Source organism: Streptomyces sp. NPDC030838 (genome assembly GCF_055572035.1).
Genome location: NZ_JBVIED010000001.1, coordinates 1,167,803 through 1,193,901, shown reverse-complemented (window position 1 = coordinate 1,193,901; position 26,099 = coordinate 1,167,803). Strand labels below are relative to the sequence as shown.

The following is a 26,099-nucleotide window of genomic DNA, read 5'->3' as shown; positions in this document are numbered from 1 at the left end:
GAAACACACCTCACGTACCCACGACTTTCACATGCGCGCCACCACACCCTTCCCTGACGTTTGGTGCTCTTGGAACACTCCTTCCGCGCACATTCCGTCAAGTCCATCCGGCTGGTCGAACAACGTCAGGACGAGAGGTCCCCCACCCATGCCCGAAGTCAACCGGCGCAGATTCCTTCAGATAGCGGGCGCCACCACGGCGTTCAGCGCGCTCGCCAGCAGCATCGAGCGGGCCGCCGCCCTCCCGGCCAACCGCCGCTCGGGGACGATCGAGGACGTCGAGCACATCGTCGTGCTGATGCAGGAGAACCGTTCCTTCGACCACTACTTCGGGAAACTGCGCGGCGTCCGCGGCTTCGGCGACCCCCGCCCGGTCACCCTGCCCAGCGGCAAGCCGGTCTGGCACCAGCAGGACGGCGGCAAGGAGGTGCTGCCCTTCCACCCGGACGCCGACGACCTCGGCATGCAGTTCCTGGAGGGCCTGCCGCACGGCTGGACCGACGGCCAGCAGGCCTACAACGGCGGCAAGTACGACAAGTGGATCCCCGCCAAGGGCACCACGACCATGGCGTACCTGACCCGCGAGGACATTCCGTTCCACTACGCCCTCGCCGACGCCTTCACCGTCTGCGACGCCTACCACTGCTCGTTCATCGGCTCCACCGACCCGAACCGCTACTACATGTGGAGCGGCTACACGGGCAACGACGGCACCGGAGGCGGCCCCGTCCTCGGCAACGACGAGCTGGGCTACGGCTGGACGACCTACCCCGAGCGCCTGGAGAAGGCCGGCATCTCCTGGAAGATCTACCAGGACATCGGCGACGGCCTCGACGCGGCCGGCCACTGGGGCTGGATCGAGGATGCCTACCGCGGCAACTACGGCGACAACTCCCTGCTGTACTTCAACAGCTACCGAGGCGCCCAGCCCGGCGACCCGCTCTACGACAAGGCCCGCACCGGCACCGACGTCAAGAACGGCGACGGCTACTTCGACCGGCTGCGCGCCGACGTCCAGGCGGGCACCCTGCCGCAGATCTCCTGGATCGCCGCCCCCGAGGCCTTCTCCGAGCACTCCAACTGGCCGTCCAACTACGGCGCCTGGTACATCGCGCAGGTCCTGGACGCGCTCACCTCCAACCCGGCGGTCTGGGCGAAGACGGCCCTGTTCATCACGTACGACGAGAACGACGGCTTCTTCGACCACGTGGTCCCGCCGCTCCCGCCGAAGGACGCCTCCCGCGGGAGGTCCACGGTCGACGTCTCCCTCGACCTCTACCCGGGCGACAGCAGGCGCCCCGCCGGCCCCTACGGCCTCGGGCCGCGCGTGCCCATGCTGGTCGTCTCGCCGTGGAGCAAGGGCGGCTGGGTCTGCTCCGAGACCCTCGACCACACCTCCATCATCCGGTTCATGGAGCGCCGCTTCGGCGTCCACGAGCCGAACATCTCGCCCTGGCGGCGCGCGATCTGCGGTGATCTCACCGCCGCGTTCGACTTCTCCCGCAAGGACAGCGAGCCCGCCACGCTGCCCGGCACCGACGGCTACGAGCCGCCGGACCGCGAACGCCACCCCGACTACCGGCCGACGCCGCCGGCGCACCCCGACATGCCCCGGCAGGAGCCCGGTCTGCGCCCGGCCCGCCCGCTGAAGTACGCACCGCTGGTGGACGGCTCGGCGGACACGGCGGCGGGGAAGTTCACCCTCACCTTCGCCTCGGGGGCGAGGGCGGGGGCCGCCTTCCTGGTCACCTCCGGCAACCGCACCGACGGCCCGTGGACCTACACCACCGAGGCCGGCAAGAGCATCTCCGACACCTGGAACTCGGTGTACTCCAAGGGTGCGTACGACCTGACCGTGCACGGGCCCAACGGCTTCCTGCGGGTCTTCAAGGGCCGCAACAAGGTGGCCGGTCCCGAGGCGACCGCCCGGCACACCGGCGACGACGTCGAGCTGACCTTCACCAACAAGGGCTCCGGCACGGTCCGGCTCAAGCTCGCCGACGGCTACGCCGGTACCACGCAGACCCTCCAGGTGCGGCCCGGCGCGGTCGTCCGGCACACCGTCGACCTGGCGGCGAGCCGGCGCTGGTACGACCTGACGGTCACCTCCGACGCCGACCCGGCGTTCCTGCGGCGCTTCGCCGGGCACGTGGAGAACGGGCAGCCCGGGGTGAGCGACCCGGCGATCGTCACCGAGTAACCGCTCACAGCGGAGTCAGGTGCCCCGGATCCGGCCGCGGCTGCCGGGGCACCAGCGGCGGCTCGGTCAGGGGTACGGCGGGCAGGTCCGGCTCGGGCGCGCTGGCCGGCTGGGGTGTCGTAGCTGACACCGGCTGCGGCGCCGTGGGTGTCGTACGCGCCAGCAGGACCACGCCCCACGACGCCAGCGCGGCCCCCGCCAGCGCCAGCAGCACCCCCGCGGGTCCGCCTCGGAGGCGTTCGCCGAGCAGGGAGAGGCCGATCACCGCGGCGGCCACCGGGTTGGCCAGGGTCACCATCGCCAGCGGTGCGCCCAGGCCGCCCCGGTAGCCGGTCTGCGACAGCAGCAGCCCGCCGGTCGCGAACGCCGCGACGAGCAGCGCCACGGCGATCACCTGGACGTCGAACACCGGCCCGGACTGATCCGTGGCGGCGACCGTCACCGTCTGGGTGAGCGCGGAGGCGACACCCGAGGCGATCCCGGAGGCGGTGGCGTGCCGCAGACCGGGCCGGGCGCCGGGCCGGGCGAGCAGGCCGATCAGCACGGCGGTGACGCCCGAGACCGCCAGCGCCTCGGGGACGCTGAGCACGTCGTCGGGCGCGGGGCCGGACGCCGTGACGAGCACCGCGGCGAGCCCGACGAGGGTGAACGCGGTGCCCCGCCACTCGGCCGCGCTGACCCGCCGCCCGGCGATCCGCGCGCCCAGCGGCACCGCCGCGACGAGGGTGAGCGCCCCCAGGGGCTGCACCACGGTCAGCGGACCGTACTTCAGGGCGACGACGTGCAGCAGCGCGCCGGTGGCGTTCAGTGCCACGGCCACCCACCACGCGGCGCTGCCGAGCAGCCGCAGCACGCCGGTGCCGGGGGTGCGCGCGGCCAGCCGCTCCTGGGCCACCGCGGCGGCGGCGTAGGCGACGGCGGAGAACACCGACAGGACGAGCGCGAGGGCGGTGGCGCTCATCGGCCCGCCTCCACCAGCGCGGCCTTCTCTGTGGGAGCGGAGTCGAGCGGGTCCGCCGACTCCCGGGCGGGACGGAGCGCGCGGGTGCGCGCCGTCCGTCCGCCCTCGGCCGCGAGGGGATCGTCGGCCCGGGCCGGCCCGCCCCCGCGCGGCGGCCGGAGCACGGCGAGGGCGAGGACGAGCAGCACTCCGGCCACCAGCGAGTCGAGCCAGTAGTGGTTCGCCGTGCCCACGATCACCAGCAGGGTCAGCAGCGGGTGCAGCAGCCACAGCCACCGCCACCGCGACCGGGTCGCGGCGATCAGGCCGATCGCCACCATCAGCGCCCAGCCGAAGTGCAGCGAGGGCATCGCCGCGAACTGGTTGGAGAGGGTGTCGGTCGAGGGCGGCCCGTACACCGACGGTCCGTACACCCGCCCGGTGTCGACCAGTCCGGCCGCCGCGAGCATCCGCGGCGGCGCGAGCGGGAACGTGAGATGCAGCACCAGCGCGGCGGCGGTCACCGCGGCCAGCGCCCGGCGGGCCCAGACGTAGTGCCCGGGCCGGCGCAGAAAGAGCCAGACGAGGAAGGCGGCCGTGGCCGGGAAGTGCACGGTCGCGTAGTAGGTGTTCGCGATCCGCACGAGGGTGTCGCCGTGCAGCAGCAGCGACTGCACCGCGCCCTCGCCGGGCAGAGGGAGCGCTCGTTCCCAGTCCCACACGCGATCCGCGTTGCGGAACGCCTCGCCGGTGTGGCCGGTCGCCAGCCGGCGGCCGAGTTTGTAGACGAGGAAGAGCCCCGCGACGAGCAGGAACTCACGGACGAGCGGCGGCCGGGCTATCGCGTCGGACTCCGCTTCGGCAGGCTCGGTGCGGGCATTCATCCCCCGGCCCTTTCGGTGACGGTGGTGCGTGGGTGATCGTGCGGAACATGTGGCTCCGGATACGCGGGCGGCCATCTTATCGATACGGCCGCGTACCGATACGCCAGTGTACCGATACGCTCCAGTACCGGTACACTGGCGTATCGAAGAGGGTCGGAGCCCACGGAAACCGCACGGGAAACCCCTCGAACCTCGCTCGAGTCAGGGAGAAGAGCCGATGACGTCGCAGGCCGCGGACCGACCGGAGACGGTCGTCGCCTCGCGCCGCTCCAAACTCACGCCCGAACGCGAGCAGGAGTTCTTCGACGCCGTCCTGGACCAGATCCGCGAGTGCGGCTACGACGCCGTGACCATGGAGGGCGTCGCCGCCAGCACCCGCTGCAGCAAGTCCACGCTGTACCGGCAGTGGAAGACGAAACCGCAGTTCGTCGCGGCGGCCCTGCGCTCCAACCGGAGGGTGCGGTTCGCCGGCATCGACACCGGCTCGCTCGCCGGGGACCTGCGCGAGGTCGCCCGCTGCGCCGCCGCGTGGTCGGCGCAGGACACCAAGCTGCACCAGGCGCTCGGGCACGCCGTCCTGCAGGACAAGGAGCTGGCCTGCGCGCTGCGCGAGGCGCTGATCGAGCCGGAGATCGCCGCGCTGGAGGAGATCCTGCGGCGGGGCGTCGAGCGGGGCGAGGTGCCCGCCGGCCATCCGGCGCTGCCGTTCGTCCCCGCGCAGATGTTCGGCGTCCTGCGGGTCAGGCCCGTCCTGGAGGGCGAGTACGCCGATCCGGACTACCTGCTCCGGTTCGTGGAGGCCGCCGTGCTGCCGGCACTCGGCCTCACCTGAAAGACCCAGGCCGCGCCGTCCACGGGATGACTGGACGGCCGGTCTGACCGCGCCGCACCGTGGGGACGGGGGCGGCGCGCACCCCCGGCCGGGTGGGGTTCCTCTGGAGCGGAGAGGCACCCCACCCGGCCGACTGCTCGGTGCGGACGACTCAGACGTCCTGCCCGTTGCCGCCGCCGGGGCCGGCCTTGATGCTCTGGGTGAGCTCGTCGAGGAGGGACACCTTCTGATCGGCGTCCACGCCGAGGCGCAGCACGACCATCCGGCCGGCGTCGACCGGGGACGGGAAGGCGAGCGACTGCACGTAGCCGTCGGCGCCCTTGCTGGTGACCGCCTTCCAGCGGACCAGATAGCCCTTCTGCCCGGCCACGGTGACCGCCTTGGAGGCGAGCACCTGGTGGGAGGTGATCTCCCCGTAGGAGGCGCCGCCGTAGGACTCCTCGGCGTTCTCCGCGATGTCCGCCTTCGCGACCGCCTCCGCTGTGCCGCCCTTGGTGCCCAGCAGCTCGGCGGGCGCCGAGTACGCGCCGCCCTTGGTGCAGGTCTTGGAGGTCTCGCCGGGGCAGGGGTAGGTGTCGTCGGACGCCAGCTGCGCGCCCACGCTCATCGCCTGCCCGGTCCAGCCCTCCGGCACCTGGATGCTGATCCCGTTGGCGAGGTCGGACACCCGGCCGCCGCCCTCCACCTCCGGCGCCTCCGGCTGCTCCGGACCGGGCGACTGGCCGTCGTCCTGCCCGCCGGAGCCGCCGTCCCGGCCGTCCGGCCCCTGCTGGGAGTCGGCGCGGCTCGCCCCGCCGCCCCCGTCGTCCTTGGTCAGCGCGTACACCCCGACGCCGATGCTCGCCAGCACGGCGGCGGCCACGGCGACCGCGATGCCCGTCCGCAGACCCCGGCGCGGCGCGGCCGGCGGCTGCACCGGATACCCGGGATAGCCCGGGTGCGCCGGATACCCCGGATAGGCGGGGTGGCCGGCCTGCCCCGCGTCTACGGGCTGCCCCGTGTCTCCGGGCTGACCGAGCTGACCCGGCTGGCCGAGCTGACCCGGCTGGCCGAGCAGACCTGGCTGACCGGGCAGACCGGGCTGACCCGGCTGGCCGGGCGTCGGCGGACCCCAGGCGGCGGCCGACCCCGCGGGACGGGTCTGGTCCGTCCATGCCTTGCCGTCCCACCAGCGCTCGGTGGCGGGACCGTCACTTGTCTGCCCGGGGTCGGGGTACCACCCGGGAGGAGTCACCTGCGTCATGACCCCACCGTATGAGGCGACGGTGAAAGCCGGATGAGAGGGATCCCGACCGTTCACCGCCGATAACGGACACACCGTCACGTACCGCTCACTCGACCGTCAGTCGCTCCGGAGCGCGCCGCTCCGGCGCCGGCAGCCGCAGCCCGTGCCGGCCCGGCGTCACCGAGCCCAGGATGCTCGGATGGCGGGCGCCGGTGCTCGCCGGGACGGTGCCTGGCAGTCCGTGCACGGTCAGGAAACCGAGGACGGCGAAGGCGTACGCCTCCTTCGCGTCCGAGGGCAGCCCCAGGTCGTCCGAGGTGCGCACCGGCACCCCCGCCAGCCGTTCGCGCAGCATCCGCATCAGCACCGGATTGCGGGTGCCGCCGCCGGAGGCGATCACCTCCGTGCCGCCGGCCCGGCGCACGCCGTCGGCGACCGTCTCGGCGGTGAGCCGGGTCAGCGTGGCGAGGACGTCCTCGGCGGGCAGCGGGCCGAGCCCGGACAGTGCCCGGCGCAGATGGCCGGCGTGGAACAGCTCCTTGCCGGTGGTCTTGGGCGGTGGCAGCGCGTAGTACGGCTCCGCCAGCAGCCGCCGCAGCAGCTCCGGACGGACGGTGCCACGGGCCGCGAGGGCGCCGTCCGCGTCGTAGGACAGGTGCCCGTCGCCCAGCTCCCGGACCGCCGCGTCGAGCAGCGCGCACCCCGGCCCGGTGTCGAAGGCGGTGCCGTCGGGCGCGGTGAGGTTGGCGATGCCGCCGATGTTGAGGGCGACCGGGGTGCCCGGCCGGCCGCGCAGCCACAGCAGGTCGACCAGGCTGACCAGTGGGGCGCCCTGGCCGCCGGCGGCGATGTCCCGCGGCCGGAAGTCGGCGACCACCGGCAGCCCGGTGGCCTCCGCGATCCACGCGGGCTGCCCGAGCTGGAGGGTGCCGTGCACCCGCCCCGCCTCGGCCCAGTGGTACACGGTCTGACCGTGCGAGGCCACCAACTCGGCTCGCCCGGCGCACAGTTCGCGGTCCGCGCGGACGGCCGCCGCCGCGAAGGCCTGCCCGATCCGGGTGTCCAGCCGGCACACCTCGGCCGGCGAACAGGTCCCCGGCGGCAGCGCCGCCGCGAGCGCCGCCCGCAGCTCCGCGTCGTACCGCTCGCTCACCATGCCGAGCGGCTTCAGCACGAGACGGTCGTCGACGAGGCGCAGGTCGGCCGCCGCCGCGTCGATCGCGTCGTAGGACGTGCCGGACATCAGCCCGATCACCCGCATACGATCACCGCGCCTCCCTCGCCGGAGCCCGCACCGGCGCCCCTGTCACCGTCACCGCCAGCGCGAGCGCGCTGACCGCGCAGGCCGCCGCCGCGTAGTAGGCGGGGATGTCCACGTTCCCGGTGCGTTCCACCGTCTCGGTGATGACGAGGCCGGCGCAGCCGGAGAACACCGCGTTGGACAGGGCGTAGGCGAGGCCCAGGCCGGTGTAGCGCACGGTCGTCGGGAACATCTCCGCCAGCAGTGCCGGACCCGGCCCCGCCATCAGCCCCACCACAGCGCCCGCCGCGCACACCGCCACGCCCTTCGCGGCCTGCGACACCCCCGGGGCCTGGAGGAGGTTCAGCAGCGGCAGCGCGAGGACGACCACGAGCAGCGCGCCGGTCAGCATCACCGCCCGCCGGCCGACCCGGTCGCTGAGCGCGCCCGCCGGGAGGATCGCCGCCGCGAAGCCCAGATTGGCCAGGACCGTGGCGATCAGCGCCTGCTGGAAGCTCGTGTCGAGGGTGCTCTGCAGATAGGAGGGGAGGACCACGAGGAAGGTGTACCCGGCGGCCGCCCAGCCCATGATCCGTCCCGCGCCGAGCGCGATCGCCCGCACGACCTCCCGCCCGGGCGGCCGGACCACCGTGCCGTCGCCCTCCGCCCGGAACGCCGGGGTCTCGTCCAGCCGCAGGCGCAGCCACAGCGCGCCCAGGCCCATCGGCAGCGCCAGCAGGAACGGCAGCCGCCACCCCCACGCCCCGAGCTGCGCCTCGCTCAGCACGGTGGCGAGCAGCGCGGCCACGCCCGCCCCGCCCAGCAGGCCGAGCGCCACCGTGAACGACTGCCACGCCCCGTACAGCCCGCGCCGCCCCGGCGGCGCAAACTCCGTCATCACCGACACCGCACCGCCGAACTCGCCGCCCGCCGACAGACCCTGAAGCACCCTCAGGAACGTGAGCAGCCAGGGCGCGAGCGCACCGGCCGTGTCGTACGTCGGCAGCGCCCCGATCAGCGTCGTCGCGGCCGTCATCAGCACGATGACCAGGATCAGCACCGGCCGCCGCCCGATCCGGTCGCCGAGCCGCCCGAACAGGGCCGCGCCGACCGGCCGGAAGAAGAACGCCAGCGCGAACGAGGCGTACGTCCGCACCAGGCCCTCGATCTCGCTGCCGCCCTCCGGGGTGAAGAAGCGTGCCGCGATGACCGTGGCGAAGTAGCCGTAGACGCCGAACTCGTACCACTCGATGAAGTTGCCCACCGAGCCCGCGATCAGCGCCCGGCGGGACCGTGACGGTGCCTCGGCCATGCGAACCAGCCTTGACAGACACGTATGTGACTGTCAATCACTTTCACCGGAGCAGCCGAATGCCGATCGGAACCATCCGCCGCGTCGCCCCGGCATACCGGCTGTCACCCTTGGCGGCAAGAGGTCGTCCGACCCTCCACCACCGGGGGGCCGGGACGGCTACGCTCGCCCTGTACGTCGTTCGGGCGACTTGGGGAGGTAGCGGGATGACGGAGGTACGGCCCACGGCGGCCGCCTCGGCTTCCCTGTGGGAGCGCGACCGGGAGGTCGACGCCATCCGGCGGGCCGTCGACGCCCTGTGCGCGGACCGGTCGTCCTCCGGCAGCCTGCTGGTCTTCCGCGGCGAGGCCGGACTCGGCAAGACCGCGCTGCTCGCGGAGACCCGCCGGATCGCGGAGGAGCGCGGCTGCACGGTGTGGTCGGCGCGCGGCGGCGAGACCCTCGGATCCGTTCCCTACAACGTCGTACGGCAGTTGCTGCAGCCCGCGCTGGTGACGATGCTGCCCGAGGAGGCCCGCGAGTACCTCGGCGACTGGTACGACGTCGCCGGACCCGCCCTCGGCATAGCGGACCCCGCCGAACGCCAGGCCGACCCGCAGGGCGTGTGCGACGGCCTGGTCGCCGCCGTGCGCCGGCTGGCCCGGCGGGACTGGCCGCTGGTGCTGCTGGTCGACGACGCCCACTGGGCCGACCAGGAGACCCTGCGCTGGCTCGCCGCGTTCGCCGAACGGCTGCACGACCTGTCCGTTCTGGTCGTGGTGGCCCGCCGCCCCGGCGAGGCCACCGGCGCCCGCGCCCGCCACCTCGACGCGATCGCCGCGGCGGCCGCCGAATCCGTCTCCACGCTCAGCGCGCTCACCCCGGACGCCGTGGCCGGACTGACCCGCGCCACCGTCGGCGCGCACGCCGACGGACCGTTCTGCCGCGAGGTCTGGGCGGTCACCGCCGGGAACCCGTACGACACGGTCGAACTCCTCGCCAAGGTGCACGACAGCGAGCTGGAGCCCACCGAGAACTCGGCCGGCGAACTGCGCGCCCTCAACCGCTCGGCCCGTGGCGGCGGCCTCGTCGCCCGCCTCGAAGGGCTCGGTATCGACGCCACCCGGTTCGCCTGGGCCGCCGCCATCCTCGGCACCGGCATCACCGTCGACCTGGTGGCCCGGCTCACCACCATGAGCCACGAGCAGGCCGAGCGCTGCGCCGGGCTGCTGACCACCGCCCGCATCCTCACCGCGCCCGACCCGGCCGCCGCCCAGGCGTCCGACGGCGACCTGGAGTTCGTCCACCCGCTGATCGCCACCGCCGTCTACCACTCCATCCCCGACGCGCTGCGCCGCGCCATGCACGGCATCGCGGCCCGGATCGTCACCGACCTCGGGCTCGGCGCGGCGGCCGCCTCCCGGCACCTGCTCCAGGTGCACCCCGACGACGACGCCGAACTCGTCGACCAGCTGCGCGAGGCCGCCCGCGACCATCTCGCCGTCGGCGCGCCCGACGCGGCCCGCCAGTGCCTGGAACGCGCCCTCCAGGAACCGCCCCGGCCCGAGGTGCAGGCGCACGTCCACTACGAACTGGGCTGTGCCACCCTGCTCACCGCGCCCGCCAAGACCGTCGACCACCTCCGGACCGCACTCGCCCTGCCCGGCCTCGACGGCGCCGAACGCGTCGACGCCGTCTTCCGCCTCTCCCAGGCCCTGCTCCACAACGACCAGCTGGAACAGGCCGTACGCACCGTCGAGGCGGAGGCCGCCCGGCACGAGGAGGGACCCGCGCGGATGCGGCTGCGGGCCGTGCAGTACATGTGGGAGGGGATCTACGCCGGTGAGGCGGCCACCCCCGGACGCTCCGAACGGCTCGCCGAACTCGCCCGTGCCTGCGCCGGCCGCGACAACTCCGAGCGGGCCCTGCTCATCCTGCGCGGCTTCGACGCCATGACGCACGGCGAGAACGCCGAGGAGGTCGTCGAGGTCTGCGACCGCGCCCTCGTCAACGGCCGCCTCGCCCCCGGCCTCGGCTGGACCGACACCGAGTGGGGCGTCGAGCTGCTGATGATGCTCGGCAGCTCCTACGCCTACACCGACCGGCTCGACCGTGCCGAGAACCTGTTCGCCGAGGCCCTGCGCACCTACACCTCGGCCGGCTGGAGCGGCGGCCACCTCGCCCTCGCCCACGCCTTCCTCGGGCTCGCCTTCCGTAGGCAGGGCCGCCTCAAGGACGCCGAGCAGGTGCTGCGCGAGTCGCTGCGCATCGCCGAACGCGTCGGCCGCGGACTGCCCCTGTACTGGTCGGCGACCTGCGGACTGGTCGACACCCTGCTCGCCCGCGGGCATGTGGAGGAGGCCTGGACGGTCGCCGAGCAGTACGGCTTCGCCCCGCCCTACCCGTCGACCATCGTGCTCCCCGACACCCGCTCCGTCCGCGGCCGGCTGCTGCTCGCCGTGGGCCGCGTCGAGGAGGGCGTCAACGAACTGGAGGCCGCCGAGAAGGCCGCCGCCGCGCGCGGCGGTCACAACCCGGTGCTGGCGCCCTGGACCGTCGACCTCGCCCGCGCGCTCGCCGTGCAGGACCCGGCCCGCGCGGCCCGGCTCGCCGCCGACGCCCGCCGCCAGGCCGAGCGGTTCGGCACCGACACCGCCATCGGCGAGGCCCTGCGCTGCGCCGCCGCCCTGGAGACCGGCCAGCGCCAGGTCCGCCTGGCCGCCCAGGCCGTCACCTACCTGGAGGCATCGCCCTGCCAGTACGAGCACGCCGCGGCCCGCATCGAACACGGCCTCGCCGCCCGCTCCGTCGCGGAGCTCAACCGGGGCCTGACACTGGCACGATCCTGCGGCGCGGACGGCCTGGTGGCCCAGGCGGAACAGGCCCTGGCGGCGCTGGCCGGGTAGCGGGACGCACCGACCGCCTGCGCGCGGCCGCCGCCCGGCACGGCCCGTGGGCGCGAGCCGGGGTGCGTGAGCGGCTCGCTCAGCGCGTGGGCAGAAGCGAGGTGCGTGAGCGCGGCCGGCTCGGCGCGCCGTCTGCACCGGGGTGTGTGAGCGGGGCTCGTTCGGTGCGTCGGCGGGGCTGGGGCGTGTGGGCGAGGCCCCGCTGGGCGGAGGGTCGGCGGGTGTTATCCGGCGGCGCCTGGCGGGCTGCCGGCGGCGTCGTCCTCCTCCGCCAGCACCCGCTGGGCCGTCGCGAACGCCGAGTTCGCGGCCGGTACCCCGCAGTACACCGCCGTCTGGAGCAGCACCGCGCCGATCTCCTCGGGGGTCAGCCCGTTGCGCCGGGCCGCCCGTACATGCATCGCCAGCTCCTCGTAGTGCCCGTGCGCGACCAGCGCGGTCAGCGTGATCATGCTGCGCTCGCGGCGGCTGAGTGTCGGGTCGGTCCAGATCTCGCCCCAGGCGTAGCGGGAGATGAAGTCCTGGAACCGCGCGGTGAACGGGGTCTGCCGGGCCTGCGCCCGGTCCACGTGGGCGTCGCCCAGCACCTCGCGGCGTACCTCCATGCCCCGCCGGGCCGCTCCGCCGAGGTGCGTCCGCAGTGCCGTCAGCACGGCCTCCGGGCGTTCGGCGGGCGCGAGATGCGAGGCACCCGGGATCTCCACCAGCGCGGCCCCCGGCACGGCGTCGGCGATCTCCCGCAGATGCGCGGGCGGGGTCGCCGGGTCGTCCCGGCCGGCGACGAGCAGCGTCGGCACCCGGATGTCGCCGAGCCGGTCGCGCAGATCGAACGCGGCGAGCGCGTCGCAGCAGGCGGCGTACGCCTGAGGGTCGGCCTCCCGGTGGTCACGGACCAGCCCGGGGACCGTGAAGCCGGGCGTGAACCAGCGGGCGTTCGCGCTCTCCGCCAGTCCGGACAGCCCCTCCCGGCGGACCAGCGCGGCCCGCTCCTCCCACGGCTTCGCACCGTTGAAGTGGGCCGACGAACAGATCACGGCCAGGGACTGGACCCGCTCCGGATGGTGCACGGCCAGGTGCAGACCCACCGCACCACCCAGCGACACCCCCGCGTAGGCGAACCGCTCGACACCGAGCGAGTCGGCGAGCGCGAGCACGAGGTCGGCGAGGTCGCCGACGGTCGCGCCGGGGCGGATGAGATCGGCCGCCGAACCGCCGTGTCCCGGAAGGTTCCAGCGGACCACCCGATGGGTGATCGACAGCTCGGGGGCCACCCTGTCCCACAGGGCGTACGAGGTGCCGAGCGAGGGTCCGAGAAGCAGCGGGGGCGCGGAAGCGGGCCCTTCGGCACGGTGGTCGAGGAGGTTCAACGTCGCTCCAGAGCGCGGTCGGTGAGGGCTCCCGCGGAGCCGGTGTAGTGCGTGGGATCGAGGTCGACGTCCGCCAGCTCCGGCGCCTGAGCGAGCGGCCTGCCCTCGGACGCCAGCCGGGTGAGCAGCTCCTTGGCGCGGGCCCGGCCCAGCACCGGGGCCAGCTCGGCGGCCAGCCGCTCGGAGACGATCAACCCGTGGGTGAGATCGAGGTGTTCCCGCATGACGTCGGGGCGGACACGCAGGCCCTCGGCCAGTTCGGCGGCATCCCGGGCGGCTCCGCCGACCAGCCGCAGCAGTTCCCTGAGCGGCTCCCACTCCGCGTGCCAGGCCCCGGCCGGCCGTTCGTCCTCCGCGGCCAGCGACCCGTACAGCGTGGCCGCGAGCTGCGGTGCGCGCCGGGCCGCGGCGAGGATCAGCGTGGACCGTACCGGATTGGCCTTGTGCGGCATGGCCGAGGAACCCCCGCCGCTGCCCTCCGCGACCTCGCCGATCTCGGTGCGGGAGAGGGTGAGGACGTCCACGGCGAGCTTGCCGAGCGCCCCGGCCGTGAGCGCCAGACATCCGGCGAGGTCGGCGATCGGCGTCCGCAGCGTGTGCCAGGGCAGGTCAGGCGTCCGCAGGCCGAGTTCGCGGGCGTACACCGCCGGCAGTGCGGTCGGATCGAGCGCACCGTACGCCCCGAAGGCCGCCAACGTCCCGGCCGCACCGCCCAGTTGGGCGGGCAGCGCGTCCCGTACGGCCGTCACCCGGTCCCGCGCGTCCAGCACCAGCGACCGCCACCCGGCCGCCTTCAGCCCGAACGTCGTCGGGACGGCGTGCTGGGTGAGCGTCCGCCCGGGCATCGCCGTGTCGCGGTGCTCGGCGGCCAGCCGGGCCAGCGCCCGCTCCGTACGGCCCAGGTCGCCGAGCACCGGGTCGAGCGTGCGCACGGCGACCAGCATTGTCGCCGTGTCCATGATGTCCTGGCTGGTCGCGCCCCGGTGGACGTACGGGCCGTACTCCCGGCCGACCGCCTTGGTCAGATCGGCGACCAGCGGGATGACGGGGTTGCCGCCGGCCCGCGCCCGCTCGGCCAGCGACGCCACGTCGAAGCCGTGGCGGTCGGCCGCCTCGGTGACCGCCGTCGCCGCCGCGGCCGGGGCGAGCCCGAGCGCGGCCTGGGCGCGGGTGAGCGCCGCCTCCGCGTCGAGCAGCGCCCGCAGATACGCGGTGTCGCTCGTCGCGGACGCGGCGGCCGAGCCCGCCCACCCGGGGGCGAGCAGGCCGGTGTCGGGATCGTCGGGTGTCACTGGAACTCCAGGAAGACCGTCTCGCCTTCGCCCTGAAGGCGGATGTCGAAACGGTAGGTGCCCCTGCCGTCGTCCTTCGCGACCAGCGTGTCGCGGCGCGCCTCGTCCAGCCGGGCCAGCAGCGGGTCGGCGGCCAGTGCCGCGTCGTCGCCCGGCAGATAGATCCGGGTGAACAGGTGCACCAGCAGCCCGCGCGCGAAGAGGCACACGCTGAGGTACGGCGCGCTGCGCCCGCGCGCTCCCGGTCGCAGGGTCCGCGCCGACCAGTGGCCGTTGACGTCCGTCTGGACGCGGCCCCAGCCGGTGAACTCCACGCCGTTGCGGCCGAGGAAGCCGCCGGTGGCGGGGTCGCGGCGCATCGAGCCGTCGACCCGCGGCAGCTCGCCGTCCGGATCCGGGCCCCACAACTCCAGGAAGGCGTCCGGCAGCGGGCTGCCCTCGCCGTCGTACACATACCCCTGGAGGACGATGGTGTCCGGGTGGCCGACGGGCGCGATGTCCCCGCCGCCCGGGAAGGGCAGGGCGTGGCCGTAGAAGGGGCCGACCGTGTGCGACGGGGTGGGCAGCACGGTCTCCGGACGGCTGGTGTCGATCTTCGTCATGGCTGCTTCAGCGCCCCTCTTCCATCCAGGTGGCCTGCGGCCCGTCGAGCACGATGTCCCAGTGGTAGCCCATCGAGAACTCCGGCACCGACAGGCTGTGGTCGTACGTCGCGACCAGCCGCTGCCGGGCCGCGCCGTCCGTCACCGACTGGATGATCGGGTCGTAGGGGAAGAGCGGGTCGCTGGGGAAGTACATCTGCGTCACCAGGCGCTGGGTGAACGCCGTACCGAAGATCGAGAAGTGGATGTGCGCCGGCCGCCACGCGTTGAGGTGCTGGCGCCACGGGTACGGGCCCGGCTGGATGGTGGTGAAGTGGTAGCGGCCCTCGGCGTCGGTGAGGGTGCGGCCCACGCCGGTGAAGTTGGGGTCGAGCGGGGCGTCGTGCTGCTCGCGCTGGTGCGCGTAGCGGCCCGCCGAGTTCGCCTGCCAGATCTCGACGAGCTGCCCGCGGATCGGGCGCCCGGCGCGGTCCAGCAGCCGTCCGGACACGGTGATGCGCTCGCCGATCGGCTCCCCGGTGTGCTGCCGGGTCAGATCGTTGTCGATCTCCGTGATGTCCCGCTCGCCGAAGGCGGGGGAGGACAGCTCCACCAGCTCCGGATCCTGGGCGACGTCGATGGTGATCGGCGGCTGCTTCGGGTGGCGCAGCACCGAGGAGCGGTACGGCGCGTAGTCGCGGCGCGGGTGGTGCTCGACCGGGGAGCCGTCCGCGACCCGCTTCTCGTAGGCGGCGCGCTCGGCCGCGATCTCCTGGTCGATGTCGTGCTGGGTGAGAGTCATGAGAGGTTCCTAGGCTTCGAGGACCAGGGCGAGGCCCTGGCCGACGCCGATGCAGAGGGTGGCGACGCCGACCCCGCCGCCCTTGCGGGCGAGCTGGTGGGCGACGGTGCCGGCGAGGCGGGCGCCGGAGGCGCCGAGGGGGTGGCCGAGGGCGATGGCGCCGCCCTGCGGGTTGAGGATCGCCGGGTCGAACTCGGGCCATTCGGCGAGGCAGCCGAGCACCTGGGCGGCGAACGCCTCGTTCAGCTCCAGCACGTCGAGGTCGGCGAAGCCCTTCCCGGCCTTGGCCAGCGCCCGGTTGACCGCCTCGACCGGGGCCAGCCCGAAGTAGTGCGGGTCGAGCGCGGAGACGCCGGTCGCGGAGATCCGGGCGAGGGGTTCGCGGCCGGTGGCCTTCAGGCCCTCCTCGTCGACGAGGAGCAGCGCGGCGGCGCCGTCGTTGAGCGGGGAGGCGTTGCCCGCCGTCACCGTGCCTCCCCCAGCCTTCGGCCGGGGGGACCCCCATCTCGCTTCGCTCGCCGCGCGGAAGGACGGCTTGAGGTCGGCCATCGCCTCAAGGGAGGCATGGGGGCGTACGCACTCGTCGGCGTCGACGACCACCGGGACTCCCTTGCGTCGCGGGATCGACACGGGGGTGATCTCGACGCCGAACAGGCCTTCGGCCTGCACCCGCGCCGCCTTCTGATGGCTGGTCAGCGCGAACGCGTCCTGCTGCTCACGCGTGATCTTGTGCTTGTCGGCGATGAGTTCCGCGGACTCGCCGAGCGGGATCGTCCACTGCGGGTCCATCCTCGGGTTGACCATGCGCCAGCCGAGTGTGGTCGAGTACAGCTCGGTGTGGGCGGCGGGGAACGGCTTGTCGTTCTTGGGCAGGACGTACGGCGCGCGGGTCATCGACTCGACGCCGCCGGCGATGGCGATGGAGGCGTCTCCGACGGCGATGGCCCGGGCCGCCTGGATCACGGCCTCCAGGCCGGAGGCGCACAGCCGGTTGACGGTCACGCCCGGCACCGAGGTCGGCAGGCCCGCCAGCAGCGCGGCCATGCGGGCGACGTTGCGGTTCTCCTCGCCGGCACCGTTGGCGTTGCCGAGGTAGACGTCGTCGATGCGGGAGGGGTCCAAGGCGGGCGTACGGCCGAGGAGCGCGCGCAGCGCGTGGGCGGCCAGGTCGTCCGGGCGGACGGGGGCGAGTATGCCGTTGTAGCGGCCGATCGGGGTGCGGACGGCGTCGACGACGTAGACGTCCTTGAGGGTGTTCATGACGCGGCGATCTCCTCGCTGACGCGGACCGTGGCGGCCGTCTTCGCGGTGATCTCCTCGGGGGTGACGCCGGGTGCGGTCTCGACGAGGACCAGTCCGTCGTCGGTGACGTCGAGGACGCCGAGGTCGGTGATCACCCGGTTCACGCACGCCTTGCCGGTGAGCGGCAGCGTGCACGCGTCGAGGATCTTCGGGGAGCCGTCCTTGGCGGTGTGGGTCATCACCACGATCACCGTGCGGGCGCCGTGGACCAGGTCCATCGCCCCGCCGATGCCGGTGACCATCTTCCCCGGCACCGCCCAGTTCGCCAGGTCGCCGCCCGCGGAGACCTGCATCGCGCCGAGCACGGCGACGTCGATGTGCCCGCCGCGGATCATGCCGAAGGAGAGCGCCGAGTCGAAGAAGGAGGCGCCCGGCAGGACGGTGACGGTCTCCTTCCCGGCGTTGATCAGATCGGGGTCGACCTGGTCCTCCGCCGGGTACGGGCCGGTGCCCAGGATGCCGTTCTCCGACTCCAGGACCACCTCGACTCCCGCCGGGAGGTGGTTGGGGATCAGGGTGGGCAGGCCGATGCCGAGATTGACGTACTGCCCGTCCCTCAGCTCCCGCGCCGCGCGCGCCGCCATCTGTTCACGCGTCCAGGCCATCAGCCGCTCACCGTCCGCCGCTCGATCTTCTTGTCCGCTGCCTGCTCCGGGGTGAGCGCGACCACGCGCTGGACGAAGATGCCCGGCAGGTGGACCGCGTCCGGGTCGATCTCGCCGGGCTCGACCAGCTCCTCGACCTCGGCGATCGTGACCCGCCCGGCCATCGCCGCGAGCGGGTTGAAGTTGCGGGAGGACTTGGCGAACACCAGGTTCCCGTGCCGGTCGCCCTTCGCCGCCCGTACGAGCGCGAAGTCGGTGCGGATGCCGTGCTCCAGGACGTACTCCACGCCGTCGAACTCCCGTACCTCCTTCGCCGGCGAGGCCAGCGCGACCCCGCCGGACCCGTCGTAGCGCCAGGGCAGCCCGCCCTCGGCGACCTGGGTGCCGACTCCGGCGGGGGTGTAGAAGGCGGGGATGCCGGCGCCGCCGGCCCGCAGCCGTTCGGCGAGCGTGCCCTGCGGGATCAGCTCGACCTCCAGCTCACCGGCCAGGTACTGACGGGCGAACTCCTTGTTCGCCCCGATGTAGGAGCCGGTCACCCGCGCGATCCGGCCGGCCGCCAGCAGCACCGCGAGGCCGGACTCCATCGCCCCGCAGTTGTTGGACACCACCGACAGTCCGCCGACCCCCCGCTCGTACAGCGCCTCGATCAGCACGTTCGGCACACCGCTCAGCCCGAAACCGCCGACCGCCAGCGACGCGCCGTCACCCACGTCGGCCACCGCCTCCGCGGCGCCGGCCACCACCTTGTCCATCCGAGACGTCCCACCTCTGCACTTGGATAGTCAGGGCCAGATAGTCAGGACACTGACTATTTCCTCGAGATGTCCGACACGCTGCCACCGGGAAACCGGCGTCGTCAAGAGGGGTATCGTTCAGTGCACCGACGAATCTCCAGCGAATCATCAGCGGATCTAGCACCCGGGAGCGCACATGGCCGCGGTGGACCTCAGCACCCAACTCGGGCACCTGGCCCGGAGGCTCCAGCAGGCGCACTACCTGCTGTGGAACACGATGGTCTCCGAGGAGATCACCTCACCGCAGTTCGCCGTCCTGAACACGCTCGTCACCGAGCCGGGCCTGGACCAGCGCACGGTGGGGGAGCGGGTGGGGCTCGACCGGTCCACCATCGCCGAGGTGATCGGCCGGCTCGTCGGCCGGGGGCTGCTCGACAAGGTCCGCGACCCGCAGGACGGCCGCCGCTTCCTGCTGCGGCTCACCGAGGAGGGGATGCGCGTCCAGCGCAGGCTGGCGGTGCGCGCGGCCCGGATGAACCAGGTGTTCCTCGCCCCGCTCTCCGCCGAGGAGCGGACCCAGTTCCTCGGCCTCATCCAGCGGGTCTCGGACGCGGCGGAGGGGCTCCGCGACCCCGCGGAGCCGCTGGCCGCCCAGCACTGACCGGGCGGGGCTGGAACCCGGTCAGCCCGTCGTGTACACAACCCAGAGTGACCGGGCCGGGCCGGATCCCGGTCAGTCCTTCGTGTACACCACCCAGACCGGCCCCTCGGCGAAGTTCACCGGAGCGCCGTCGTTCGTGGTGAACCGCGTCCCGTCCGCCGGCGTCGCCCGCTTCCAGCGCACGTCGTAGGCCTTGCCGTCGCGCAGCACCTGCGCCGTGCCCGACCCGACCGTCTCGGTGAACGGCGTGTTGTTGCCGAGGGAGTCGAAGTAGTCGGAGGCGCGCAGCTTCACGTGCTGCACGACGACCGTCGAGGCCGCCACCGGCCCCGCGTCGGTGGTGGTGGCGGGCTCGCCGTCCATCGACACCAGCCAGCGCTCCCAGTGCCTCGACCAGGTGAAGGTGAACCGTGCCGCCGGGTATGTCACGGTCCGCGAGGCCAGCTTCGTGCCGCCGGGGGGCGCGGCGCCGAACCGGAAGCCCGTGGTCAGGGCGTCGGCGCCCGGCGGGGAGGGCATCAGCGCCTCGGGGCGCAGATAGAGGTTGTGCGGGGCGGGCCGGCCGCTGCCCCGGTGGTAGGCGCCGGACGTCCGGCCGGGCGGCTCGGCGCGCAGCGGCGCCTTGTCGATCAGCGGCAGCAGCTTGCCGTGCGCGCCGGAGAAGGCGAGGACGGGCCGGTCGAACTGGCCGAGCAGCTCCAGATCGGTCTCCCGCGCGCTGCGCACCGGACCGATCACCTTCGGGAGTTCGGTCGCGTACACCGCCATCAGCCGGCTCAGCCCGCCCTCGACCGGCTCGACGTAGACCACGTCCGCCGCGTTCAGCCCCGTGTGCGGGCGGGCGCGGCGGACGTTGTCGAGCTTCACGGCGAGCACCGATCCGTCGGGCGGCCTGCTCTCCGGGTGCCTCGTGCCGCCCGGCTCCTTCTGCTCGGCTCCCCGGCCGTCGTCGGACGGGCCGTCGCCGCCCGTGGTGCAGCCCGCCGTCAGGGAGGCCGTCAGCGCGGCGGCCAGGAGCGCCGCCGTCGTGCCGACGCGCCCCAGGCGCGCTCTTCGTGCTCTGCCCACCGTCGCCACCCGCCCAGTCCGTGCCATCGATTGTGCGCTTATCGGTTCATCGATGGCCATACCCGATCACTTCAGGCGTTGCCCGCCGTGTACCGCCGATGGCTCGCGCGGAGCACCCCGATGGGCGCAGGCCCACGGTTCGGCGGACTCCGTCCGGGTACCCGGGGCGCGCCAACCGCAGGACAGGCCCCCGGGGCGCGAGAGAGGGAGCGCGGGCGATGAGGGCAGTGACATGGCAGGGCAAGCGGAACGTACGCGTGGAGACCGTGCCCGATCCCCGGCTCGAGGAGCCCACGGACGCGATCGTCCGGATCACCTCCACGGGGCTGTGCGGCTCCGATCTGCACCTGTACGAGGTGCTCACCCCGTTCATGACACCGGGCGACATCCTCGGACACGAACCCATGGGCATCGTCGAGGAGGTCGGCGCCGGTGTGCCGGACCTGATGGCCGGCGACCGGGTCGTCGTCCCCTTCCAGATCGCCTGCGGCACCTGCTGGATGTGCCTCAACGCGCTGCCCACCCAGTGCGAGACCACCCAGGTCAGCGGCGAGGGCATGGGCGCCGCCCTGTTCGGCTACACCCGGCTGTACGGCGCGGTCCCCGGCGGCCAGGCCGAGTACCTGCGCGTCCCGCAGGCGCAGTTCGGCCCGATCAAGGTCCCCGAGGGCCCGCCCGACGACCGGTTCGTGTACCTCTCCGACGTGCTGCCCACCGCCTGGCAGGCGGTCGCCTACGCCGACGTGCCGGAGGGCGGCAGCGTCGCCGTCCTCGGCCTCGGGCCCATCGGGGACATGGCCTGCCGGGTCGCGCAGGTGCGCGGCGCCGGGGCGGTGTTCGGGGTGGACCTGGTCCCCGAGCGGCTGGAACGCGCCCGCGCGCACGGAGTGCGGACGTACGACCTGAAGAGCTTCGACAGCGAGAAGGAGCTGGTCGCCGCCATCCGCGACGAGACCGACGGACGCGGCCCCGACGCCGTGATCGACGCGGTCGGCACCGAGGCCCACGGCAGCGCCGCCGCCAGGCTGGCCCAGCAGGCCTCCTCCCTGCTGCCCAGGTCCATCGGCGCCCCACTGGCGGAACGGTTCAGCGTGGACCGGCTCGCCGCCCTGCACACCGCGATCGACCTCGTCCGCCGCGGCGGCACGCTCTCCCTCGTCGGCGTGTACGGCGGCATGGCCGACCCGCTGCCCATGCTCACCCTCTTCGACAAGCAGCTCCAGATCCGGATGGGGCAGGCCAACGTACGCCGCTGGACCGACGAGATCATCCCGTACCTCACCGACGAGGACCCGCTCGGCGTCGACGACTTCGCCACCCACCGGCTGCCGCTGGAGGAGGCCCCGCACGCCTACGAGATGTTCCAGCGCAAGCAGGAGGGCGCGGTCAAGGTGCTGATGCGGCCGTGACGCGGCTCATGGCGCGGTGCGGTCACTTCTCCCCGAAGATCTCCGCGAGGTCGTAGCGCACCGGCTCCTCCAGCTGGGCGTACGTACAGCTCTCCGGCGTCCGGTCCGGGCGCCAGCGGCGGAACCGGGCCGTGTGCCGGAACCTGGCCCCGCTCTCCATGTGGTCGTACGCCACCTCCGCGACCCGCTCCGGCCGCAGCGGCACCCACGACAGGTCCTTCTTGCCCGACCAGCGGCTCGGCGCGCCGGGCAGCCGCGCCGCCTCGTGCGCGGCCTCCTCGGCCCAGGCCGCCCACGGATGCCCCTCGACGTCGTCCATCCGCAGCGGCTCCAGCTCCTCCACCAGATCGGCCCGCTGCTTCATCGGGAACGCCGCCGACACGCCCACATGCTGCAGGACGCCCCGGTCGTCGTAGAGACCGAGCAGCAGGGAGCCGACCACCGGACCGCTCTTGTGGAAGCGGTAGCCCGCCACCACCACGTCCGCCGTCCGCTCGTGCTTGATCTTGAACATGGCGCGCTCGTCCTGGCGGTAGCGCAGATTCAGCGGCTTCGCGATCACCCCGTCCAGGCCCGCCCCCTCGTACTGCTCGAACCACTGCCGGGCCACCTCGATGTCGGTCGTCGCCGGGGCCACATGCACCGGGGGCGTCGCCTCGGACAGCGCCCTGACCAGCAGCGCACGCCGGTCGTCCAGGGGCACGTCCAGCAGCGACTCGTCGTCCAGCGCCAGCAGGTCGAAGGCGACGAAGGAGGACGGCGTCTTCTCCGCCAGCATCCGCACCCGCGAGTCCGCCGGGTGGATCCGCTCGGTGAGCGCGTCGAAGTCCAGCCGCCCCTCCCGAGCGATCACGATCTCCCCGTCCAGCACACAGCGCTCCGGCACCCGCTCCTTCAACGCCGCCACGAGCTCCGGAAAATACCTGGTCAGCGGCTTGCCGGTACGGCTGCCCAGCTCGACCTCGGCACCGTCGCGGAACACGATCGCCCGGAACCCGTCCCACTTCGCCTCGTACTGCATGCCCGCGGGGATCTTCGCCACCGACTTGGCGAGCATCGGCTTGACGGGGGGCATGACGGGCAGATCCATGAACCGACTCTAAGAGTCCTCGCAGGTATCCGCCTTCCGGAGCGCCGCCAGGCCCCGCGACGCCGGGATGATCCGAACGACAGGGCCTAGATCGACAACGGCACCGGATGGATCTCGTCGGGCCTGCCGCCGACTCGCTCGTGGAGGCGGTTCACCGCGTCGGCCGAGGGCGCCTCGGTGAGGCAGAAGACCGTGCCCGAGTCAGGGTCGGCCCAGGTGTGCTGGAACTGCACCCCTTCTTCCTGCTGGATCGCGACGGCGGCGTCGTGGCCTTGGCGCAGCTGGTCGGCCGTGACGCCCCGCATGCCGTGGTGGACGTCCATGAACAGAGTCATGACCTCGCACCTCTTCTCCGTACGCGCCGGTTGGTTCACCTTCCATCCTGCGCCCGTACGGATCCGATATGCGAGGTATGGGGGGTGCGCCTACGGTGGCTGCATGGGTGACGCGGTGGAACTCGAGGCGGGCGGCCGGACCGTACGGCTGACCAACCCGGACAAGGTCTTCTTCCCGGAACGCGGCTTCACCAAGCTGGACCTCGCCCGCTACTACCAGGCCGTCGGCCCCGGCATCCTGCGCGCCCTGCGCGACCGGCCCACCACCCTGGAGCGCTACCCCGACGGGGTGACCGGCGAGTGGTTCTACCAGAAGCGGGCGCCCAAGAGCATGCCCGACTGGATCCCCACCGCCCACATCACCTTCCCCAGCGGACGCACCGCCGACGAGATGTGCCCCACCGAGGAGGCCGCCGTCCTGTGGGCCGCCCAGTACGGCACCCTCACCTTCCACCCCTGGCCGGTACGCCGTGACGACGTCGACCGCCCCGACGAACTCCGCCTCGACCTCGACCCGCAGCCCGGCACCGACTACGCCGACGCCGTCCGCGCAGCCCACGAACTGCGCGCCGTCCTCGACGAGTTCGGGGGACTGCGCGGCTTTCCCAAGACCTCCGGCGGGCGCGGCCTGCATGTCTTCGTGCCCATCGAGCCCCGCTGGAGCTTCACCCAGGTCAGGCGCGCCGCCATCGCCGTCGGCAGGGAGATGGAGCGGCGGATGCCGGAGCAGGTGACCATCAAGTGGTGGAAGGAGGAGCGGGGGCAGAAGATCTTCCTCGACTACAACCAGACGGCCCGGGACCGCACCATCGCCTCCGCCTATTCCGTACGGCCCCGCCCGCACGCCCCCGTCTCGGCGCCGTTGCGCTGGGAGGAGGTCGGCGAGGCCCATCCACGGGACTTCGACCTCGCGACCATGCCCGCGCGCTTCGCCGAGGCCGGCGATGTGCACGCGGACATGGACGAGCACCGCTACTCCCTCGACGCCCTGCTCGAACTCGCCCGCCGCGACGAACACGACCACGGGCTCGGGGATCTGCCGTACCCGCCCGAGTATCCGAAGATGCCGGGGGAGCCCAAGCGGGTACAGCCGAGCAGGGCGAAGAAGGAGAGCGCGGGGAAGAAGGGCTCTACAGCTCCCTGATCCTGATGTCCCGGTACGAGATCACGTCCGTCGTGCCGTGCACCTGGAGCCCGACGTAGCCGGAGGCGAAGCGGCGTCCGTCCGTGCCCGGGTCGTCCGAGCGCGGCGGGTAGAACTCCTGGCCGCCGGTGTTGTCGAACTCGTTGATCAGCACGCCGTTGCGGTAGACCGAGTAGTGCTGGTCGACCACACGGATCTCGTAGTCGTTCCAGGTGCCCTTCTGGGTGACGCCGGCCCCGGCGAGACCGACCCGGTCGAAGCCGTAGACCGAGCCCGTCTTGTACATGTCGCCGTCGGGCCGGTCCAGCACCTGCACCTCGTGCCCGTACTTGATGGCGACCCACTCCGGCCGCGGCTCCTCGGGGTGGTCGTGGACCCACGGGAAGCGCACGAAGACGCCGGAGTTGGCGTTGCCGGTGCCCGGGGCGTCGTCCCGCCACTGCAGGCGCAGCGAGAAGTCGCCGTACTTGCGCTGCGGGAACCACAGCATGCCGAGGCCGGACTTGGTGGTGCCGCTGGTCATCGACCCGTCGGGGTTGAGCGCGAAGGACCCGCCGCCGACGTGCTGCCAGGCGGCGAACGACTCGGCGCTGCCGTCGAAGATCTTGCGGTAGCCGTCGGTCTGGCCCGGCTTGCCGATACCGGACTGGCGGGCCGCCCGCTGGATCGCGTTGTACTCGCGCTGGTCGATGACCCCCTCGCGCAGCAGCCGGTCGAGGACCGTCTTCACATGCTTGAGGAACAGCGCCTGCGAGGACCACTCCTTCTCGTCCTCGATCAGCTCGTTGATCCGGCACCGGTTGTCCGTGACCCGGTTGGGGACGCCCGAGTCGACGGTGCCGACGATGACCGTGAGGCGCTCGTCGTACTCGGGGCAGTCCGGCGGCGGGACCTGGCCGGAGACGACCGTGAAGCTGACCGTGCGGGCCGGGGAGGTGTTGCCGGCCTTGTCGGTGGCGCGGTAGGCGACGGTGTGGGCGCCGGCGCGGTCGACGATCAGCGGTGTGGTGTATGCGATGTACGGTCCACCGTCGAGCGAATACTCGATGCGGTCGACCCCCGACCCGCCGGCGTCGGTCGCGGTCACCGTCACCGTGGCCCGGTTGACGTACGCGCCGTCGGAATTCTGTGTACCGTCCACGGTCACGCCGGTGACCGGCGGCGTGGTGTCCTGCGGCGGCGCGGCGACCACCGTGAACTCGACGCTCTTCTCGGCCGCCACGTTGCCCGCCTTGTCGGTGGCGCGGTAGCGGACGGTGTGGGTGCCGGCCTGATGCACCATCACGGGCGCGGTGTACGGCTGCCAGACGCCGGACGCGCCGAGCGCGTACTCGATGGTGTTCACCCCGGACCCGGTGTCCGAGGCGGTGACGGTGACCGTCGCCATGTCGATGTACGTGCCGTCGGGATTGCGCTCGCCGCTGACGGTGGCCGAGGTCTCCGGCGGGGTGGTGTCGTCCGTCGGCGGGGCCACGACGGTGAACTCGACGCTCTTCTCGGCGGAGACGTTGCCGGCCTTGTCGTAGGCGCGGTAGCGGACGGTGTGGGTGCCGACCTGGTCGACCACGACGGGTGCGGTATACGGTAGCCAGTCGCCCGTCGCGCCGACCGCGTACTGGATACGGTCCACGCCCGACCCGCCCTCGTTGTCCGTCGCCCGGATCGAGACGCTCGCCGACCCGACGTACTGCCCCTGCCCGTTCTGCGTCCCGGTCACCTCCGCCGTGGCCTCCGGCGGCGTGGTGTCCTCGCCGCCGCCCTCGGTCACCACGAGGATGCCCTGCATGGAGCCGTGGCCGGGGATCGTGCAGTGGTAGAAGTAGCGGCCCGGCGTCAGGGTGACCTCGGCGGTGTGCCGGCCGCCCATGTCGTCGTTGGGGCTCGCCAGAATGTTGAGCGGGACGTCGCTGTTGAACTCCGGGTCGTTGGTCGCGAAGGTCAGGGTGTGCGGCATGCCGGTGGTGTTGCCGGTGGCCGCGCTGTTCTCGAAGATGATCGTCGCCGGGCCCGCCACCGCGGTCGCGGGCGCCGAGGTGTACTTGGTGATGTCGTCGCCGGCCGTCCAGGTGAGCACCTGGGCGGATTGCGGACCGGCGGCAGCCGGTTCGCTCTGTCCGACGGCCGCCGGGGCCGCCTGCACCCCGAGCAGCAGGAGCAGCCCCGCCAACAGGGCGGCCACGGCTCTTCG

General features: G+C 73.1%; 22 protein-coding genes. 6 read left to right on the top strand and 16 right to left on the bottom strand.

Annotated elements, in window-relative coordinates; all coding sequences use genetic code 11:
* Positions 1 to 148: 148 nt before the first annotated feature.
* Positions 149 to 2,200 carry a phosphocholine-specific phospholipase C gene (locus tag ACZ42A_RS05390; RefSeq protein ID WP_468525786.1) on the top strand — a complete coding sequence of 684 codons (2,052 nt, stop codon included), beginning with the start codon at positions 149 to 151 and terminating at the stop codon, positions 2,198 to 2,200.
* A 4-nt stretch (positions 2,201 to 2,204) separates the two neighbouring features.
* On the opposite strand, the gene ACZ42A_RS05385 is transcribed toward ACZ42A_RS05390, so the two are convergent.
* A complete protein-coding gene (locus ACZ42A_RS05385) occupies positions 2,205 to 3,161 on the bottom strand; it encodes a DMT family protein (protein WP_468525785.1) in 957 nt (318 codons plus the stop codon).
* Positions 3,158 to 4,024, bottom strand: a complete 867-nt coding sequence (locus tag ACZ42A_RS05380; protein WP_468525784.1) for a phosphatase PAP2 family protein — start codon at positions 4,022 to 4,024, stop codon at positions 3,158 to 3,160. The genes ACZ42A_RS05385 and ACZ42A_RS05380 overlap by 4 nt, the downstream gene beginning before the upstream one ends.
* A gap of 217 nt (positions 4,025 to 4,241) precedes the next feature.
* Here ACZ42A_RS05380 and ACZ42A_RS05375 point away from each other — a divergent pair, with 217 nt between their 5' ends.
* On the top strand, positions 4,242 to 4,856 hold the full coding sequence (locus ACZ42A_RS05375) for a TetR/AcrR family transcriptional regulator (protein WP_468525783.1): 615 nt from the start codon (positions 4,242 to 4,244) through the stop codon (positions 4,854 to 4,856).
* 151 nt (positions 4,857 to 5,007) lie between these two features.
* Here ACZ42A_RS05375 and ACZ42A_RS05370 read toward each other — a convergent pair whose 3' ends face one another.
* The 3 genes from ACZ42A_RS05370 to ACZ42A_RS05360 all read right to left on the bottom strand — a co-directional run bounded on the left by ACZ42A_RS05370 (position 5,008) and on the right by ACZ42A_RS05360 (position 8,633).
* Entirely contained in the window at positions 5,008 to 6,099 is a 1,092-nt protein-coding gene (locus ACZ42A_RS05370) for a DUF2510 domain-containing protein (RefSeq protein WP_468525782.1), read from the bottom strand.
* 88 nt (positions 6,100 to 6,187) lie between these two features.
* Positions 6,188 to 7,342, bottom strand: a complete 1,155-nt coding sequence (locus ACZ42A_RS05365) for an anhydro-N-acetylmuramic acid kinase (protein ID WP_468525781.1) — start codon at positions 7,340 to 7,342, stop codon at positions 6,188 to 6,190.
* A gap of 4 nt (positions 7,343 to 7,346) precedes the next feature.
* Positions 7,347 to 8,633: an MFS transporter gene (locus ACZ42A_RS05360; RefSeq protein ID WP_468525780.1), complete on the bottom strand. Its 1,287-nt coding sequence runs from the start codon at positions 8,631 to 8,633 to the stop codon at positions 7,347 to 7,349.
* Positions 8,634 to 8,839: 206 nt separating this feature from the next.
* Here ACZ42A_RS05360 and ACZ42A_RS05355 point away from each other — a divergent pair, with 206 nt between their 5' ends.
* Positions 8,840 to 11,518, top strand: a complete 2,679-nt coding sequence (locus ACZ42A_RS05355; protein WP_468525779.1) for an ATP-binding protein — start codon at positions 8,840 to 8,842, stop codon at positions 11,516 to 11,518.
* Between the two features lie 224 nt (positions 11,519 to 11,742).
* Here the strand turns inward: ACZ42A_RS05355 and pcaDC are convergent, their stop codons facing one another.
* From pcaDC to ACZ42A_RS05320, 7 genes are read right to left on the bottom strand one after another with little or no spacing between them, the layout of a single operon-like run.
* A complete protein-coding gene (gene pcaDC, locus ACZ42A_RS05350) occupies positions 11,743 to 12,885 on the bottom strand; it encodes a bifunctional 3-oxoadipate enol-lactonase/4-carboxymuconolactone decarboxylase PcaDC (protein ID WP_468525778.1) in 1,143 nt (380 codons plus the stop codon).
* Entirely contained in the window at positions 12,882 to 14,177 is a 1,296-nt protein-coding gene (pcaB, locus tag ACZ42A_RS05345) for a 3-carboxy-cis,cis-muconate cycloisomerase (protein ID WP_468525777.1), read from the bottom strand. Before pcaB ends, pcaDC begins: the two co-directional genes overlap by 4 nt.
* Positions 14,174 to 14,779, bottom strand: coding sequence for a protocatechuate 3,4-dioxygenase subunit alpha (pcaG, locus tag ACZ42A_RS05340; protein WP_468525776.1), 606 nt, complete (start codon positions 14,777 to 14,779; stop codon positions 14,174 to 14,176). Before pcaG ends, pcaB begins: the two co-directional genes overlap by 4 nt.
* A gap of 7 nt (positions 14,780 to 14,786) precedes the next feature.
* Positions 14,787 to 15,560, bottom strand: coding sequence for a protocatechuate 3,4-dioxygenase subunit beta (gene pcaH / locus ACZ42A_RS05335; protein WP_468525775.1), 774 nt, complete (start codon positions 15,558 to 15,560; stop codon positions 14,787 to 14,789).
* Positions 15,561 to 15,569: 9 nt separating this feature from the next.
* Complete coding sequence (locus ACZ42A_RS05330; RefSeq protein ID WP_468525774.1) at positions 15,570 to 16,820, bottom strand: thiolase family protein; 1,251 nt, start codon at positions 16,818 to 16,820, stop codon at positions 15,570 to 15,572.
* The gene (locus tag ACZ42A_RS05325) at positions 16,817 to 17,467 is read right to left on the bottom strand and encodes a CoA transferase subunit B (RefSeq protein WP_468525773.1); all 651 of its coding nucleotides are present in this window, start codon (positions 17,465 to 17,467) and stop codon (positions 16,817 to 16,819) included. The genes ACZ42A_RS05330 and ACZ42A_RS05325 overlap by 4 nt, the downstream gene beginning before the upstream one ends.
* Complete coding sequence (locus ACZ42A_RS05320) at positions 17,467 to 18,222, bottom strand: CoA transferase subunit A (RefSeq protein WP_468525772.1); 756 nt, start codon at positions 18,220 to 18,222, stop codon at positions 17,467 to 17,469. Before ACZ42A_RS05320 ends, ACZ42A_RS05325 begins: the two co-directional genes overlap by 1 nt.
* 178 nt (positions 18,223 to 18,400) lie before the next feature.
* Here ACZ42A_RS05320 and ACZ42A_RS05315 point away from each other — a divergent pair, with 178 nt between their 5' ends.
* On the top strand, positions 18,401 to 18,865 hold the full coding sequence (locus tag ACZ42A_RS05315) for a MarR family winged helix-turn-helix transcriptional regulator (RefSeq protein ID WP_468525771.1): 465 nt from the start codon (positions 18,401 to 18,403) through the stop codon (positions 18,863 to 18,865).
* A 72-nt stretch (positions 18,866 to 18,937) separates the two neighbouring features.
* On the opposite strand, the gene ACZ42A_RS05310 is transcribed toward ACZ42A_RS05315, so the two are convergent.
* Entirely contained in the window at positions 18,938 to 19,960 is a 1,023-nt protein-coding gene (locus ACZ42A_RS05310; RefSeq protein ID WP_468525770.1) for a DUF3048 domain-containing protein, read from the bottom strand.
* Positions 19,961 to 20,151: 191 nt separating this feature from the next.
* Here ACZ42A_RS05310 and ACZ42A_RS05305 point away from each other — a divergent pair, with 191 nt between their 5' ends.
* The gene (locus tag ACZ42A_RS05305) at positions 20,152 to 21,342 is read left to right on the top strand and encodes a zinc-dependent alcohol dehydrogenase (protein WP_468525769.1); all 1,191 of its coding nucleotides are present in this window, start codon (positions 20,152 to 20,154) and stop codon (positions 21,340 to 21,342) included.
* 22 nt (positions 21,343 to 21,364) lie between these two features.
* Here ACZ42A_RS05305 and ACZ42A_RS05300 read toward each other — a convergent pair whose 3' ends face one another.
* Complete coding sequence (locus ACZ42A_RS05300) at positions 21,365 to 22,432, bottom strand: ATP-dependent DNA ligase (protein ID WP_468525768.1); 1,068 nt, start codon at positions 22,430 to 22,432, stop codon at positions 21,365 to 21,367.
* Positions 22,433 to 22,518: 86 nt separating this feature from the next.
* On the bottom strand, positions 22,519 to 22,767 hold the full coding sequence (locus tag ACZ42A_RS05295; protein ID WP_468525767.1) for an SCO4226 family nickel-binding protein: 249 nt from the start codon (positions 22,765 to 22,767) through the stop codon (positions 22,519 to 22,521).
* A 103-nt stretch (positions 22,768 to 22,870) separates the two neighbouring features.
* On the opposite strand from ACZ42A_RS05295, the gene ligD reads away from it, so the two are divergent.
* Entirely contained in the window at positions 22,871 to 23,911 is a 1,041-nt protein-coding gene (ligD, locus tag ACZ42A_RS05290) for a non-homologous end-joining DNA ligase (protein WP_468525766.1), read from the top strand.
* Here ligD and ACZ42A_RS05285 read toward each other — a convergent pair.
* Positions 23,898 to 26,090 carry an OmpL47-type beta-barrel domain-containing protein gene (locus ACZ42A_RS05285; protein WP_468525765.1) on the bottom strand — a complete coding sequence of 731 codons (2,193 nt, stop codon included), beginning with the start codon at positions 26,088 to 26,090 and terminating at the stop codon, positions 23,898 to 23,900. The genes ligD and ACZ42A_RS05285 overlap by 14 nt on opposite strands.
* Positions 26,091 to 26,099 lie beyond the last annotated feature (9 nt).